Raw genomic sequence first — 14792 nt, 5'->3', positions numbered from 1 at the left:
TTGCCTACGCAAGCCATAAGATACAGCACCTGGACCGCGATGCCGTTATGGTCATCGGACCGGCCGACCACTTGATTCTGGAACCTGACGTCTTCCTGGCTGATGTGACGAAAGGGCTCAGGTGTGCCGAGCGGAATGATTGGCTCATCACCCTGGGGATCAAACCCGCACGCCCCGACACCGGTTACGGCTACATCCAATACGGTAAAAATGCGTCAGTACAGGGCTTCAAGAAAGTAAAAACGTTTACCGAAAAGCCGAATCTCGAGCTTGCCACGACGTTCCTCCAAAGCGGCGATTTCCTTTGGAATGCCGGAATTTTCATTTGGTCCGCCAATGCGATTATCGATGCATTCCAGAAGTACCAGACAGAAATGAATGAGGTTTTCAAGGAGGGCATAGACGTATACAACTCCGACAAGGAAGTGAAGTTCATTTCGGGCGCATTTACACGCTGCGTCAACATCTCGATCGATTTTGCTGTTATGGAAAAGGCGGATAACGTATTCGTGCTACCCGGCGATTTCGGATGGTCCGATTTGGGCACGTGGGCTTCGATATACGAGCTGTCCGAAAAAGACTACCTCGGCAATGTATCTTCTTCTTCAGACAACGTTATCGCTTACGACTCGTCAAATTGCATGATCCACGTACCGAAAGATAAACTGGTGATACTGAAAGGGCTCCATAATTTCATCGTGGTGCAATCCGACGACACGCTGATGATCTGCCCGAAGGATGAAGAACAAGATGTCAAGGAAATTGTTGCTGATGTAAAAGGGAAGTTCGGCAATAGATATATTTGATTATGGAACATAGGTGACCCCAGGCCAAGCAGATAAATCATGGGGAACCATTGAACGGGGCATTACCTGTGTTCAGGTTTTAGTTAACATATGGAAGCTGGATTCGTAAAGACAGAAATCGACCCGAGTGGCCTGGCCACCATCACGTTCGGTCACCCCGCACATAATTCGCTGCCTTCGGCCACGCTAGAGCAACTTAACGCGCATATCCAATCGGCCGCGGCCAACCCCACCAGCCGTTTGATCCTGCTGAAAAGCGCCGGTGACCGCACGTTCTGCGCCGGCGCGAGTTTTGATGAATTGCTGGCGCTGGCAGACGAAAATGCAGGAAAGGCTTTTTTCTCCGGGTTCGCCCGTGTCATCAATACTATCCGCCAATCGCCAAAAATCATTATCTGTCGGGTCCAGGGCAAGGCCGTCGGCGGTGGTGTGGGGCTCATGGCAGCGTGCGATTACTGTTTCGCCTCCGAAAACGCGGCCGTGAAACTCAGTGAGATCAGCATCAATATCGGACCGTTCGTCATCGCCCCGGCATTGGAACGTAAAATCGGTCTCTCTGCCTTCACGACGCTTTCATTGAATCCCACTACGTTCTTTGACGCCTACTGGGCCGCACGGCATGGCCTGATCCATGCTGTGCAGCCCACCGTCGACGAGATGGATATAGCGATCGGGCAATTTAGCGAACCGTTGCTCAACAAAAACACTGAAGCACTCACGGCACTGAAGCGGACACTGTGGCAAGGAACTGATCATTGGGAAGTGTTGCTATACGACCTCGCGGGCATAAGTGGTCGCTTAGCCCTAAGCGAAGAATCAAAACAATCACTGCGTAAATTCAAGCAGCGATGACCGGCGCTATGAAAATAGCCAATATATTACTGCTTCTGTTCAGCCTGGCATATACATTGCCTGTCGTAGCACAACGCGGATCCGGTGTCCGGCGCGCGCAACAGTCTTTTGATAAAGCCGTTTCGCAACTTACGAACCAGCAATACGACCTCGCCATCGCATCGTTGGAAGAGGCGATCGCCCTGGATGCAAGATTTGCCGCCGCCTATCAACAGCTTGGTGACATCTACCGCAGGCAAAAGGATTATGGGCGGGCTGTCGACAATTACCGGCAGGTCATCCAACTGGATTCCACCTTAACACCGCTTACGTGGTTCGGCCTCGGAGAAAGTCTATTCCTTACCGGCAATTACCCGGATGCATTGATGGCATTGAGACGATATCGGGACACGCCCGGGTTGGCATCGGAAAGCCAGCGACGCACCGATAAGTACATCGCAGATTGCACATTTGGCATAAAGGCCCTACGCAGCCCGGTGCCTTTTTCACCGCGGAATGCCGGAGCCGCAATCAACAGCCCCGATGATGAGTATTTCCCCCGGCTCACCGCCGACCAGCGGACCATTATTTTTACGCGCAAGAAGGATAACCGTGAGAACTTCTTTGAAAGCAGCCGCGACAGCAGCGGCACATGGCGGGAGGCCGTATTTTTAAGGGGCCAGATCAATTCCGATCTGTACAATGAAGGCGCCCACTGTATTTCCCCGGATGGCAAATACCTGTTTTTCACCGGCTGCAACCGGCCGGAGGGTCTCGGTAGTTGCGACATCTATGTATCCAGGCGCGAGGGCGATCGCTGGGGCACCCCCCATAATTTGGGAACCCCGGTCAATACCCAGGGCTGGGAAGCGCAGCCCGCATTGGCCGCCGATGGGCGCACACTTTACTTCGTCAGCAACCGTCGTGGCGGACAAGGGGGATACGATATTTGGAAGACTTCCCTGGAAAGCGATGGGCAATGGCAAGCGCCAGAGAATCTAGGGCCGGCCATCAACACTCCGTACGATGAAAGCTCACCCTACATCCACGCCGACAACCGAACCCTGTACTTCGCCTCCAACGGGTGGCCGGGCCTTGGTAATAAAGACATCTTCAAAAGTAAGAAAGATAGCAGTGGGCAATGGGAGAAACCTGTCAATCTCGGTTATCCGATTAATGACCACCATGAGCAAAGCGCGTTGACGGTAAGCATGAACGGTGGTCAAGCGTTCTTTTCTACCCGGCGTACCGACGGCTGTGGCGGATTGGACATATACACGTTCGAGCTTCCCATTGCATCCCGGCCCCATCCCGTGGCATATCTAAAAGGCGTCATCATAGATGCCGAAAGCGGCACACCGCTCCAAGCGGGGGTTACGGTCACCGATGTCGCGTCCAATCTCGTTTTATATGATGAACAAGCCGATTATGAAGACGGGACCTTTCTTGCCCCCCTTCCCTTTGGCAAAACATATGCACTACACATCAACCGGCCAGGTTACCTCTTTTTTTCCGAAAGCTATCCGCTGGACGACAGCACGAAAATCAACGATGCCTACGAAATACGCATCCCGCTTTCCCGGATAAGGGTAGGCACGTCCGCAACGCTCAGCAACATTTTTTTCGAAACCGATCGATACACGTTACTCCCCCGGTCTAAAAGCGATCTCGAACAACTCATCAAGTTCCTTAACTTAAACAGCAAGGTCCGGGTAGAAATCGGGGGCCATACCGATAATACGGGAAATGAGGCTTACAACCAACAGTTATCGGAAAACCGTGCCAAAGCCGTATATGACTATTTGCGCAATGCCGGCATCTCCGCATCCCGGCTCACCTACAAGGGCTATGGCCAGTCCCGGCCAACAGCTCGCAATGATACACCGGAAGGCCGCCAACTCAATCGGCGTACGGATTTCACTATTATAGAATAGGCACCTACGAACACGATAAATATAACATGAAAAGAAAAATTTATCTCACCATTCTGCTATCCGTTGCATTAGGGTACAACAGCGCTGCCCAAATCGTCGCCCCGAACGCAACGCTAAAGCTTGTTGCCGATGGTTTCGGCTTTACGGAGGGGCCCGCGGCAGATCCGAATGGCAATGTGTTCTTTACCGACCAGCCCAACAACCGGATATGGCGGTATGGAACCAATGGAAACCTGGCCATCTTCATGGAACCCGCAGGTCGGGCCAATGGCCTATATGTCGACCCGCAGGGATATCTGATCGCATGTGCCGATGAACGATACGAACTGTGGCGCATCGGGATGAACCGCGAAGTCGAAAAGCTGGCCGTGAACTACCGCGACTCCCTTTTCAACGGCCCCAATGATGTTTGGGTTTCCCCACAAGGGGGTATCTATTTCACCGACCCCTATTACCAGCGCGACTATTGGACCCGAGCGGTACCCGACCTTGCCGCCGAAGGGCTGTACAGGTACCGGGATGGACAGGTGACCCGATTGGATGACCAATTCAAACGACCGAATGGCATCGTCGGTACGCCGGATGGAAAGTTCCTGTACGTCGCCGATATCGGGGACAACAAAATCTATCGCTACACGCTAAGAAAGGATGGCACCATCCGTGATAGGCACCTCTTTGCGAACCAAGGGTCTGATGGAATGACAATCGACGAGAAAGGCAATATATACCTCACGGGAAAGGGTATCGACGTATACAATCCTTCCGGAGAAAAGATCCAACACATCGACGTACCTGTAAACTGGACAGCCAATGTGTGCTTTAGCGGAACGAACCACGATGTTTTATTCATCACCGCGAGCGATAAGGTGTTTACCCTGCAAATGGCGGTCAAGGGCGCTCGATAGGTTTATGCATGCTGGCCGGCATGCTTACCTTCCGCAAATTCTTCGACCACCTTTTCGTTGAAGTCGGGCAGGTCGTCGGGCGTCCGGCTGGTAACCAGCCCTTGGTCTACCACGACCGCACGATCTTCCCAACGGGCACCGGCGTTGATCAGGTCCCTGCGGATATTCTTTACAGAGGTCATCTTTCTTCCGGCTACCACCTCCGCATCGATAAGCACCTGCGGTCCGTGGCAAATCGCGGCAACGGGCTTGCCGGCGTCGAAGAAGGCCCTCACAAAATCCAAAGCCTTGTCAATCACGCGCAACTTGTCTGGATTGATCACACCGCCGGGGATGAGTAGTGCATCATAGTCATTGGGGTTTGCTCCATCCAACGGAACGTCGACATCGAAATCCAAGCTCCATTCTTTTCCTTTCTTTGCACGCACCACATCATTTTTCGGCGATACGATATAGGTTTTGCCGCCTGCCATCTGGATGGCATCGCGCGGACCTGTCAATTCGATTTCCTCGAATCCATCCGCTGTCAGTATAGCGACGTTCCGGTCTTTCAATTTATTGGCCATAAAACCTCCTCCTTTTCTTATAAAGTTTACACGAAGACCGAAAGATTGTTTTATCCTTTTTTCAACGCCCACACGGTATCTCCCACAATGGGATAAATACGGGCTTTGGCCCGGTGTTGTATCAAATGGAGGCCGGTCAAAGTACCGAATGCGGGAAGTAATAGTGTTTGCTCGTCATGGTAGAAACAAGGCAGCCGGTAAGCCTGCCGGCCTTTCGCCGCAACCGCGCAGCCGGGATGAACATGACCTGCGATATTTAGCCATCCGAGCGGACGTTTATTTTGGGGATGATGCGTGCAATATACGCGCGGGGCAACGTCGTGACGGTCTACGACTTCGACAGCCGTCCTATGCATCAGCCCTTCCGGTAAGATGTCGTGGTTGCCCCTGGTAAGAATGAAGCGAATAGAGCAATTGGCTGCACGGAATCGTTCAAACGCCAACCATTCACTGTTCAGGTCACTGTGGAAAAGATCGCCCAAAAACACCACTGTATGTATAGCGAACCTATCCATTAGCGATTGCAGGCGCAGTATGTCTTTGCCCACGTACGCGGGTGGCATGAAAATCCCCGCTTTGCGGAAATGGGTGCCCTTGCCCAAGTGCCAGTCGGCCACCACCAACGTGTGGTAATCGGGGAGCAGCAATGCCCTTTCGGGCAATAACGTCAGTTTCGTATCCATCAGCCGGATTGTTTTCCCCATCGTCACGCCTCCAATTGGGTTTTCAGTTTCTCCAACCTCGATTGCCAATCTTCATTGCTGTACCGTTCGCGGAAAGACTCGGCGAATACCGGGAAAGCGAAGGGCGTAAGCTGATCTGGACGTTGTACCACGATCCGGTGGGTCTCCATCCGCTTAAATGCCTTATGCATACGCGTGGCCTCCAGTTGGAAATCATACACTTCATCGTAGGCCTGCCTAAGCAGCAGGTTGCCGGCATCATAGTCTTCAAAAACCGAGAAAAACAACCCCGAATGGGCTTGCAGATGCTTCGTCTTCATCGGTTTGCCCGGATACCCCTGGAATACCAAACCGGCAATGCCGGCGATGTCTCGGAACTTTCGCCTCGCCATCTCGCGGATATTGATGCCGTTACGGATGTCTTCGAATAAGCCCGCAGTGGTGAATAGGCCATTTTGCAGTGCTGTATCCAACGGGATGGGAGCATCGCAAAGCAGTTCAAACCCATATTCATTGATTGCTATACTAAATGTTGCCTGCCGGATACTGCTCAGTCGGTAAGCGATTACCGCCGCCATTCCTTCATGCACCAACTTGCCTTCAAATGGATAGACAAACAAATGGTGTCCATAACGGGTATGGATGTATTCCACCAAAAGCTCCTGTTCGCCCGGCAGGGCCGAAACACGGCGTTGCTCGGCAAACAGCGGTTGCAGAAACCGCAGCTCCATCGGAAGCGCCCCGCCTTTCCGCTGGATTTCCGAAAAAGTATGCCGGAGCGCGGATCCGAAGTTGTCGGATATCGGGAACCGCCCGCCCATCCACGACGGGACAGCTCCCTTTTTGCCTTTAGCGGGGCGTACAATGGCCTGGATATCCTTTACGCGGACCAACTCTAGCAACTTGCCCGAAAACCAGAACGTATCGCCGGGTTGGAGCCGCGAAACGAACCACTCTTCGATGGCCCCCAAGTATTTGCCGCTTAAGAATTTCACGCGCATCATCGTGTCGGAAACGATGGCACCGATGCTCAAGCGATGGCGCAGGGCTACGCGTTTGCTAGTAACGAGATACACGCCGTTTTCTACCACTACTTTATGGAATTCCTCGTAGGTATCCAGCGTTCGGCCGCCTTGGGTTACCATCAACAAGCATTCGTCAAATTCCCCACGGTTGATAGATGCGAAACAGTGCGTCTTTTTGATTTCGTTGTATAACTCATCGGCTCGGAAACCATCGGATACGGCCAAGGTGACCATGTATTGGAGTAGCACATCAAACGACCGGACATACGGCAGCCGTTGCTCCAGCAGGCCGTTGGCCACGGCATAGCGTATGGCCGCCCCTTCCATGATTTCCAATGAATGGGTGGGCAGGAAAAAAATCTTACTCGTCTCCCCCGGCCGATGGCCGCTCCTACCCGCCCGCTGCACGAACCGGGCCACGCCCTTCGGTGAACCGATCTGCACGACACAATCCACCGGACGGAAGTCGACCCCCAAGTCGAGGCTGCTCGTACAAACCACGGCCTTGAGTGTCCCCCGGTGCAGGGCATCTTCCACCCATACGCGCAGTTCTTCACTCAACGACCCGTGGTGGATAGCTAACGCGCCGGACAGTTGCGGTGCCGCATCGAGCAGCCGATGGTACCAGATTTCTGCCTGAGACCGTGTATTGGTAAATAGCAAGGTCGACCGATGGGATTCGATGATGGGTACAACCTGGTCAATCATGGCGGTACCGATATGGCCGGCCCAGGGAAACTTCTCCAATGTGCCTGGTACCAGGGTTTCCATGTGGATGTCCTTCTTCAAGGCGGCCCGCACCAACTTACCGCTGTGGGCATCACCCAACAGGATATCCATCGCTTCATGCAGATTGCCAATCGTGGCAGAGATGCCCCACACTTGGAGTTTAGGGCAGATCGCACGGAGGCGGCTAAGGGCCAACTCGACCAATACGCCCCGTTTGCTTCCCACCAACTCATGCCATTCGTCGACGACCACGAACTCCAAACTGCCAAAAAAATCGCGATAGCCCTTTGATGCCAACAGCAGATGGACGCTCTCGGGCGTCGTAATCAACGCTTGGGGTGGGCTGGTACGCTGCCGTTGCCGCTCGGCTGTAGGGGTGTCTCCCGTCCGCAACCCGATACGGTAGTCGAGTTCCAAGTCATTACTCACCGTCTGGGTTGCCTGCAAAATTTCAGCGGAAAGTGCACGCAATGGTGTAATCCACAATCCGTGGAGTCCTTTCCTGCGTTTCTCCTTCCGGTAATACCGCTGGAGGATGCCGAACCATACGGCGAACGTTTTACCATATCCGGTAGGAGCATTCAGCAATCCCGATTTACCGGCAGCGATAGCCGACCACGTTTCCTGCTGGAAACGGTGGGGTTGCCATCCCTTATTGAAAAACCATGTGTCTGCGAATATGTTCAATGACAATATAACCCGATATGCAAAGGTAAGGTTTTACTCGGTTTTAAAACCTTACCTTGGGCATGCAGCCATGGGTCTTTTTTTTTTTGGCATTTCATAAAATATTCCGATATTGTAAAAACTTAGCGAACGCAACCAATCTGCCCTTGCAATATTCCCGACCCCTCATGGTACCAAACAGGCACCTCGTCAATACCTTGTTCGTAATGAGTCCAGCGTGAGTCCAAGGTGAGTCCAGGGTGAGTCCAGGTATTTCTGATAAAAACCTGGACTCACCTTGGATTTACTACGAATGTAATACAGGGGCATAGCGAAGCAGTTACGACGCAGGTATTCATCAGTTACGGATATGTTGTAATGGGAAGGTAAACGCTAAGCGGGGGGAAGGAGATACACCCTGCTAAGGTACAAAAAAATCATCGTCTTTACCTCAATCCTTCGATCAATTGCAACAAATCTGCTTTGGTATTGGCATCCTTGGGCGACTTGTCCCGTCGCCATCGCAGTATGCGGGGAAAACGTAGCGCCACACCGGATTTATGCCTGCTGCTTTCCCCGATGCCCTCGAAAGCGATTTCAAAGACATGGTGCGGCGTAACGCTCCGTACGGGACCGAAGCGTTCCAACGTGTTGCGTTTGATCCAGTTGTCCAGCTCGGCAATTTCTTTGTCGGTAAGACCTGAATAGGCTTTGGCGAATGGCACTAGTACGCCTTCCCCGTCCCACACGGCAAAGGTATAATCGGTATATAGATTCGCACGCCGCCCATGGCCACTTTGCGCATAGATTAACACCCCATCGGCAGTGAGTGCGTCCGTTTTCCATTTCCACCAGTTCCCACGCCGCCTACCGCTGCCATAAGAGCTATCTTTACGTTTGAGCATCACGCCCTCGCAATGGGATTCGCGCGCCCGTTGGCGGAAATCCGCCACTTCGCGCCAACCGTCGAAAGCCATCGTCTCCGACAGTAGCAGCGACGGATGGGGGGTGGGAGAAGACAAGAGGCATTGCAGGAGGTCGCGGCGCTCGCGCATCGGCTTGCTCCTGATGTCTTCCCCGTTCCATTCCAGCAGGTCATAACATACCATCAACAGGGGTGCCTCGCGAAGTGATTTAGGTGAAAGATTCTTGCGTCCGATACGGGTTTGCATCACCTGAAAGGGCAACGGTCGCCCATCCCTCCACGGAATGATTTCGCCATCGATAACCGTACCATCGGGCAAGGACTCCGCCAAGGGCGCAAACTCCGGGAATTTATCGGTCAACAAATCTTCTCCCCTGCTCCAAATGAAAAGCTGTCCATTCCTTACGATCAGCTGCCCCCGGATACCGTCGAGCTTTTTTTCGACATACCAATCCGCGATATCGCCCAGTGACTCGGGCGGTGTATCCAATGGGTAGGCCAGGTAAAAGGGATAAGGCTGGAAATCGCGTGCACCCGAGGTGGTTTCCGAAAACAACGAGGCCATGGTCTCTGTGGCAGCGGACCATTTGCCCATTAACCGGTGTGCTACCGCGGCTTCATCCATTCCCAAGTGGATAGCGAGCGCTTTGATGACCAATTGGCGGGAGACACCCATCCTGAAATTTCCCGTTATCAGTTTGGTGAAAACAAACCGTTCGTCTTTGCCGAGGCGCCGCCAATAACTGGTTATGGTTTCTTTTCTCTCCGCATCCGTTCGCGTCGGGAGGTTTGCGAGCTCGTCGACCACATGCGGAATGGCAAAAGCGTGGCTTGGTTCCGCTGGCGGCGGGAGCGCAAGTGCGATGGCTTCAGCGAGGTCGCCAACGATGTGGTACGACGCTTCGAAAAGCCAGTCCGGTATGCCGGCTGCAGAAGCGGCCCATTCTTTGAGATCCGCTGTTTTTACGGGACGCCGCGGCCGATTGCCGATCAATAGCGCGATGGCATAGAGCGTGCTCCTGTCGTCGCTATCTGCCAGGTAGTTTACGAGGGCGCTTACTTTAGTGTTCGTCTTCGTTGTTTGGTCAATGGCTACAAACAATTCCGTGAATCGCTTCATAGGTCATCCTCCATCAGCTCCGACTCCCCTCCCTGCAAGTGTACTTCATATGCCTGCAGGCCCTTTTCCTCTCGCAGCCACCGCGCGAAAGGCCCCTCATAGCCGTGGGTCACATATACGGTGTCGGCACCCGTGGCGGCCACGGCTTGGTTCAACTGATCCCAGTCGGCATGGTCCGAAAGCACGAACCCGCGGTCTACCCCCCGGCGTCTCCGCGCACCACGCAACTGCATCCAACCGCTGCACAACGCAATCCGGTAAGGCACTAATTTTTTCAGCCATGGCGAACCAAATGCCGAAGGTGGTGCCACGATGACGGCTCCCCTCGCCGCCACGCGGTCGGTGCCGGGGGGTATCCATTCACCCGTGAACCGATAGCCGATGCCCCCGAGCACAGCATTTACGTTGGCCACGGCGCCATGGACAAATACCGGCCCTGTTGAAAGATCGAGGTGTTGGAGAAGTACCTGCGACTTACCCAATGCATAGGCCAATAACACTGTATTGAAACCGTCTGCCGCATTCTGCTGCCACCAGTGGTTCACCTCCGATAAAACGGCCGCCGGATCGGGAAATCGATATATGGGCAGTGCGAACGTAGACTCCGTCACGAAGGTGTGGCATCGCACGGGCTCATAGGGGGTGCTGATATCGTCTTGGGCAAGCTTATAGTCTCCGGATACCACCCACACCTCACCGCGGTATTCCAATCGTACCTGGGCGGAGCCAATGATATGTCCTGCGGGATGTAGGCTGATGCGCACTCCGTTTACCGTAACCATTTCTCCGTATTCCAGTTCCTGGACGGCAATGGCTGTGCCCAACCGCAGCCGGAGGATCGCCGCCGTATGTCGGTGGCAAAGGTAACGCCCCATGCCCCCTCGCGCATGGTCGCTGTGGGCGTGGGTGACCACCGCCTTTTCCACGGGAAGCCACGGATCGATATAAATATTGGCACGTGGGCAGTATATGCCCCGCTTTGTAAATTGCAACATCGTTAGCACATAAACAAAAATAGCTTCGCTTGGTTTACCGATAATATTGGTATGTTTGGGTTATGGAAGAAAATGTTTTCTACAGGGGACAGATCATCTGGGCGCAGATTGATGCCAATCGACACCTGCGCCACTCGGCCTATGCTGATTTATGCGCACAAGCCCGGAGCAATATGTTGCGCGATACCGGCCTCTCCCTCGATAAGATTGCAGAAAGGAACATCGGTCCGGTGCTTTTCCGCGAGGAATTGGTATACCTGCGTGAGATACACCTCAACGATGAGGTGAATGTGACTGTCGTGATGACCAAATACAATACGACCAATTCGCGGTTTTCGTTCCGGCATGAAATCTACCGATCAGATGGAACAAAATGCGCGGTGGTAACGGTAGACGGGGCTTGGATGGATATCGAAAAACGGAAGCTTACCGTACTACCGGAAGAATGGCAAGCCATCGTTACCCACTTGCCGAAGGGCGAAGACTATGAAGAAGTAACCACTTAGCAGGGTAACAAAAAACCCATGGTGCACACCATGGGTTTTGGAATGGTTGAATCACCATCCACTGCTTCACCGAATCCCTTAATTCACTTCGATCAACCGCGAAGCTACTTTGGCTTCTTCTTTCTTGCCGATGGCCACGCTCAGCACGCCATCTTTGTAGTTGGCATCGATGCTGTTGTGGTTAATGCTTTCGGGCAAGGTGAACGACCGGGTGAACGACGTATAACTGTACTCGCGTTTGCTGTATTTCTTGCTGTCGTCGGTACTCTCCACTTTCTTTTCAGCAGAAATGGTTAAGACATCCTTATCGACATTGATTTTGAAATCGCCTTTTTCCAAGCCCGGTGCTGCCAGTTCAATGTGGAATGCATCACTTGTTTCCGCAACATTCACTGCAGGAACACGGGAAATAAAGCGATCTGACAAGAATGAATCATTGAAAATGGGATTGAAGAAATCGTTTACCCAATTGTCTACTCCCCTGTTTTTGTTTCCAGAAAATTTTACCAGTGTCATTTTTTATCCTCCTATAATTTTTTGTTTTTGACTTTCGGTAATCAACCTTCCAAATTATATACCAACAGGAAAAAGAAATGTTTTAATGACTTTTTGTCATTGTTTTTTCTTTTTAAATGACACAATGTCTGTTAATCGCCTCGCTCCCACCGAAGCTTCACCCGCGCCTTGGCATGGTCGCCCCCAAAAGGCGGGTTGTGCTTGGTTACGCTTACTTCGATGTTCGAAACGAAGGGGAAATCGGTTCGCACGCGGCGCAATATCGATTCGCCTACCGTTTCCAATAATTTGCGGGGCAGTTGCATCTCGGTTTTTGCAATGTGGTATAGCAGCTCGTAGTTAACAGTGTGTTGCAATTCATCGGCTGTTTCGCTATCCCCCCGTTCGAAAGCCACGCTTATATCGACCGTAAATTCGTTGCCGAGCACCTGTTCCTCGGGATAATAACCGTGGTAAGCATAAAAGCGCGCGTCGGCGAGCGCGACCTGTTGGCGAATCGTTCCCATAACCACAAAGGTACGAACCTACACCAAATTAAACGCTTGGGCGAACTTGATGATGTCATAATGGTTTTTTGCACCTATCTTCCGTTTAATGTTTCGCCGGTGCGTATTCAGTGTTTTCTCCGAAACACAAATTCGGCTACTGATTTCGGATGTCCGCTCGCCCGAGGCAATATATTGGAGCAGCTCTTTTTCGCGCTTGGTCAATGAAGCGAAATATTGGTAATTATCTTTGAGCATCAGATTTTCAGCCATCAGCCGTTTGGCCTTTTCAGCAAGGTGATGGTTGGGGTCTAGCTGCAGGGCAAAGGTGAGCGATAGCAAAGGCACACCCGTTTCATCGTACACGAACGGCCGCGAGGCGCTTAAGTACCATTCAAACGCACGATCATGCCCCGTGGCCACCTGCTGGAAAAATGAAAACCACCCCATTCTATCTTCCGCCTGTAAACGCTCCTTGAATTTCGGTAGATAAAATGCCACATCGTCCGGATTAAAGAACTTGGTGAAGTAATCCAGTCCCAATCGCCGCACATCTTCCAATGTAGACCCAAGCATCCTAAGCCCAGATGACGACATATAAACCACAGACAAATCCCGTACATCGTGAACAATGTATACCGGCAATTCGCTGGAAATCATTGCAAACGCTGCCAATTTCTGTTCAATCGTTTGCCTTACCGTATCACTGCAATTAAAATAGTCAGGTAAAAAGTTGCTCATCGGTTTATGTTTCGCTTATTGATTAATTGGGTCAATGATAGTGAAAAATACCCACAAGTGAGTACTTTTTCCGCTAACATCTTTCAACCACCGTGGCTCCATTGACGTTGCTTCCTTCTTGCCCGACCCACATCCCATTGCAGCCCTTATCCCTGCGATATCCCTGTGATACCCCCATACCTAGGTAAAAACGCCAAAATAAGGCACTTTATCGGACACCCGTAGGGAAACCCTAGGAAAAGACGGTTGCTAGGGTGACAATAAGGATATGCAGAAAGCCAGATTTTATCGCTATACTTGTGCATCAAATAAATGATAGATGGGCCCATATAATGCACCGGATTATTACCTGCTAGACGAACTCATCAGCGACGAACATCTGCTGATCCGCGATAGCGTGAGGCAGTGGGTCAATAACGAGCTTGTGCCCGTGATAGAGGGCCATGCCCAACGGGCTGAATTTCCGGAACAGCTACTTCCTGGTATGGCCCGGCTGGGCCTCTTCGGCCCGACCATCCCCGAAGCCTATGGCGGTGCTGGATTGGACTACCTGGCTTATGGCCTCATGATGCAGGAACTGGAACGTGGCGACTCGGGTATCCGTTCCACGGCATCCGTACAGGGATCTCTCGTGATGTACCCCATCTACACGTATGGCAGTGAAGCACAAAAACAACGCTATTTACCTAAACTTGCCAGCGGCGAACTGATCGGTTGTTTCGGCCTCACAGAACCAAATTACGGATCGGACCCCGGTAGTATGATCACCCGTTTCGAAGATGAGGGCGACACTGTGCTGTTGAATGGATCGAAGATGTGGATATCCAACGCACCGTTTGCGGACATTGCCGTGGTATGGGCCAAAAACCCCGAAGGCCAAGTCCAAGGGCTGCTCGTGGAACGCGGCATGGAGGGTTTCAGCACCCCCGAAACCCACAATAAATGGAGCCTGCGGGCTTCTGCCACCGGCGAACTGGTGTTCGACAATGTACATGTACCCAAATCAAACATACTGCCGGATGTAACGGGCATGCGGGGACCGCTCAGTTGCCTCAACCAAGCACGATATGGCATCGCATGGGGCGCATTGGGTGCGGCAATGGAATGCTATGACACCGCCTTACGCTATGCCCAAGAGCGCGAGCAGTTCGGCAAACCGATTGCCGCCTTCCAGTTGCAGCAAAAGAAATTGGCCGAGATGATCACCGAGATCACCAAGGGCCAGTTGCTCGTGTGGCGGCTCGCACAGCTAAAGAACGAAGACCGCGCTACGCCAGCGCAGATTTCAATGGCCAAACGTAATAATGTCGCCACCGCGTTGCATGTTGCGAGGGAAGCCCGGCAGGTGCTGGGTGCCAT

14 protein-coding genes are annotated in these 14792 nt (G+C 52.4%); 6 read left to right on the top strand and 8 right to left on the bottom strand.

What is annotated here, in order from left to right; translation table 11 throughout:
- The 4 genes from ACO1NT_RS08965 to ACO1NT_RS08950 all read left to right on the top strand — a co-directional run.
- The coding region (locus ACO1NT_RS08965) for a mannose-1-phosphate guanylyltransferase (RefSeq protein ID WP_449048267.1) at window positions 1–806 on the top strand (806 nt) is incomplete at its 5' end.
- 90 nt (window positions 807–896) lie between these two features.
- On the top strand, window positions 897–1658 hold the full coding sequence (locus ACO1NT_RS08960) for an enoyl-CoA hydratase/isomerase family protein (RefSeq protein ID WP_449048265.1): 762 nt from the start codon (window positions 897–899) through the stop codon (window positions 1656–1658).
- The gene (locus ACO1NT_RS08955; RefSeq protein WP_449048264.1) at window positions 1655–3571 is read left to right on the top strand and encodes an OmpA family protein; all 1917 of its coding nucleotides are present in this window, start codon (window positions 1655–1657) and stop codon (window positions 3569–3571) included. The genes ACO1NT_RS08960 and ACO1NT_RS08955 overlap by 4 nt, the downstream gene beginning before the upstream one ends.
- Window positions 3572–3597: 26 nt before the next feature.
- Entirely contained in the window at window positions 3598–4476 is an 879-nt protein-coding gene (locus ACO1NT_RS08950) for an SMP-30/gluconolactonase/LRE family protein (RefSeq protein ID WP_449048263.1), read from the top strand.
- A gap of 2 nt (window positions 4477–4478) precedes the next feature.
- Here ACO1NT_RS08950 and ACO1NT_RS08945 read toward each other — a convergent pair whose 3' ends face one another.
- From ACO1NT_RS08945 to ACO1NT_RS08925, 5 genes are all read right to left on the bottom strand, one after another.
- The gene (locus ACO1NT_RS08945) at window positions 4479–5042 is read right to left on the bottom strand and encodes a type 1 glutamine amidotransferase domain-containing protein (RefSeq protein ID WP_449048262.1); all 564 of its coding nucleotides are present in this window, start codon (window positions 5040–5042) and stop codon (window positions 4479–4481) included.
- A gap of 50 nt (window positions 5043–5092) precedes the next feature.
- The gene (pdeM, locus tag ACO1NT_RS08940; protein WP_449048261.1) at window positions 5093–5746 is read right to left on the bottom strand and encodes a ligase-associated DNA damage response endonuclease PdeM; all 654 of its coding nucleotides are present in this window, start codon (window positions 5744–5746) and stop codon (window positions 5093–5095) included.
- A gap of 2 nt (window positions 5747–5748) precedes the next feature.
- Window positions 5749–8166 (bottom strand): ligase-associated DNA damage response DEXH box helicase, encoded by a 2418-nt coding sequence (locus ACO1NT_RS08935; RefSeq protein WP_449048260.1) that lies wholly within the window; start codon window positions 8164–8166, stop codon window positions 5749–5751.
- A gap of 425 nt (window positions 8167–8591) precedes the next feature.
- The gene (locus ACO1NT_RS08930) at window positions 8592–10190 is read right to left on the bottom strand and encodes an ATP-dependent DNA ligase (protein WP_449048259.1); all 1599 of its coding nucleotides are present in this window, start codon (window positions 10188–10190) and stop codon (window positions 8592–8594) included.
- Window positions 10187–11185, bottom strand: a complete 999-nt coding sequence (locus tag ACO1NT_RS08925) for a ligase-associated DNA damage response exonuclease (protein WP_449048258.1) — start codon at window positions 11183–11185, stop codon at window positions 10187–10189. The genes ACO1NT_RS08930 and ACO1NT_RS08925 overlap by 4 nt, the downstream gene beginning before the upstream one ends.
- Window positions 11186–11247: 62 nt before the next feature.
- Here ACO1NT_RS08925 and ACO1NT_RS08920 point away from each other — a divergent pair, with 62 nt between their 5' ends.
- Complete coding sequence (locus ACO1NT_RS08920) at window positions 11248–11691, top strand: acyl-CoA thioesterase (protein WP_449048257.1); 444 nt, start codon at window positions 11248–11250, stop codon at window positions 11689–11691.
- Between the two features lie 78 nt (window positions 11692–11769).
- Here the strand turns inward: ACO1NT_RS08920 and ACO1NT_RS08915 are convergent, their stop codons facing one another.
- From ACO1NT_RS08915 to ACO1NT_RS08905, 3 genes are all read right to left on the bottom strand, one after another.
- Complete coding sequence (locus ACO1NT_RS08915; RefSeq protein ID WP_449048256.1) at window positions 11770–12207, bottom strand: Hsp20/alpha crystallin family protein; 438 nt, start codon at window positions 12205–12207, stop codon at window positions 11770–11772.
- A 131-nt stretch (window positions 12208–12338) separates the two neighbouring features.
- Window positions 12339–12713 carry a dihydroneopterin aldolase gene (folB, locus tag ACO1NT_RS08910; protein WP_449048255.1) on the bottom strand — a complete coding sequence of 125 codons (375 nt, stop codon included), beginning with the start codon at window positions 12711–12713 and terminating at the stop codon, window positions 12339–12341.
- Between the two features lie 18 nt (window positions 12714–12731).
- Window positions 12732–13433 (bottom strand): LuxR C-terminal-related transcriptional regulator, encoded by a 702-nt coding sequence (locus ACO1NT_RS08905; protein WP_449048253.1) that lies wholly within the window; start codon window positions 13431–13433, stop codon window positions 12732–12734.
- Between the two features lie 319 nt (window positions 13434–13752).
- Here ACO1NT_RS08905 and ACO1NT_RS08900 point away from each other — a divergent pair.
- On the top strand, window positions 13753–14792 hold a 1040-nt coding region (locus ACO1NT_RS08900), incomplete at its 3' end, for an acyl-CoA dehydrogenase family protein (protein ID WP_449048252.1).

The organism is Parapedobacter sp., from assembly GCF_053550995.1.
Note: the sequence above shows the minus strand (reverse complement) of the source record. Positions and strands in the feature narration are given on the sequence as shown.

Excerpts from the sequence above, each read along its gene's own strand:
- pdeM (WP_449048261.1), bottom strand. The coding sequence starts at position 5,746 with ATGGGGAAAACAATCCGGCTGATGGATACGAAACTGACGTTATTGCCC.
- ACO1NT_RS08960 (WP_449048265.1), top strand. The coding sequence starts at position 897 with ATGGAAGCTGGATTCGTAAAGACAGAAATCGACCCGAGTGGCCTGGCC.
- folB (WP_449048255.1), bottom strand. The coding sequence starts at position 12,713 with ATGGGAACGATTCGCCAACAGGTCGCGCTCGCCGACGCGCGCTTTTAT.
- ACO1NT_RS08905 (WP_449048253.1), bottom strand. The coding sequence starts at position 13,433 with ATGAGCAACTTTTTACCTGACTATTTTAATTGCAGTGATACGGTAAGG.
- ACO1NT_RS08930 (WP_449048259.1), bottom strand. The coding sequence starts at position 10,190 with ATGAAGCGATTCACGGAATTGTTTGTAGCCATTGACCAAACAACGAAG.
- ACO1NT_RS08915 (WP_449048256.1), bottom strand. The coding sequence starts at position 12,207 with ATGACACTGGTAAAATTTTCTGGAAACAAAAACAGGGGAGTAGACAAT.
- ACO1NT_RS08925 (WP_449048258.1), bottom strand. The coding sequence starts at position 11,185 with ATGTTGCAATTTACAAAGCGGGGCATATACTGCCCACGTGCCAATATT.
- ACO1NT_RS08945 (WP_449048262.1), bottom strand. The coding sequence starts at position 5,042 with ATGGCCAATAAATTGAAAGACCGGAACGTCGCTATACTGACAGCGGAT.
- ACO1NT_RS08920 (WP_449048257.1), top strand. The coding sequence starts at position 11,248 with ATGGAAGAAAATGTTTTCTACAGGGGACAGATCATCTGGGCGCAGATT.
- ACO1NT_RS08955 (WP_449048264.1), top strand. The coding sequence starts at position 1,655 with ATGACCGGCGCTATGAAAATAGCCAATATATTACTGCTTCTGTTCAGC.
- ACO1NT_RS08950 (WP_449048263.1), top strand. The coding sequence starts at position 3,598 with ATGAAAAGAAAAATTTATCTCACCATTCTGCTATCCGTTGCATTAGGG.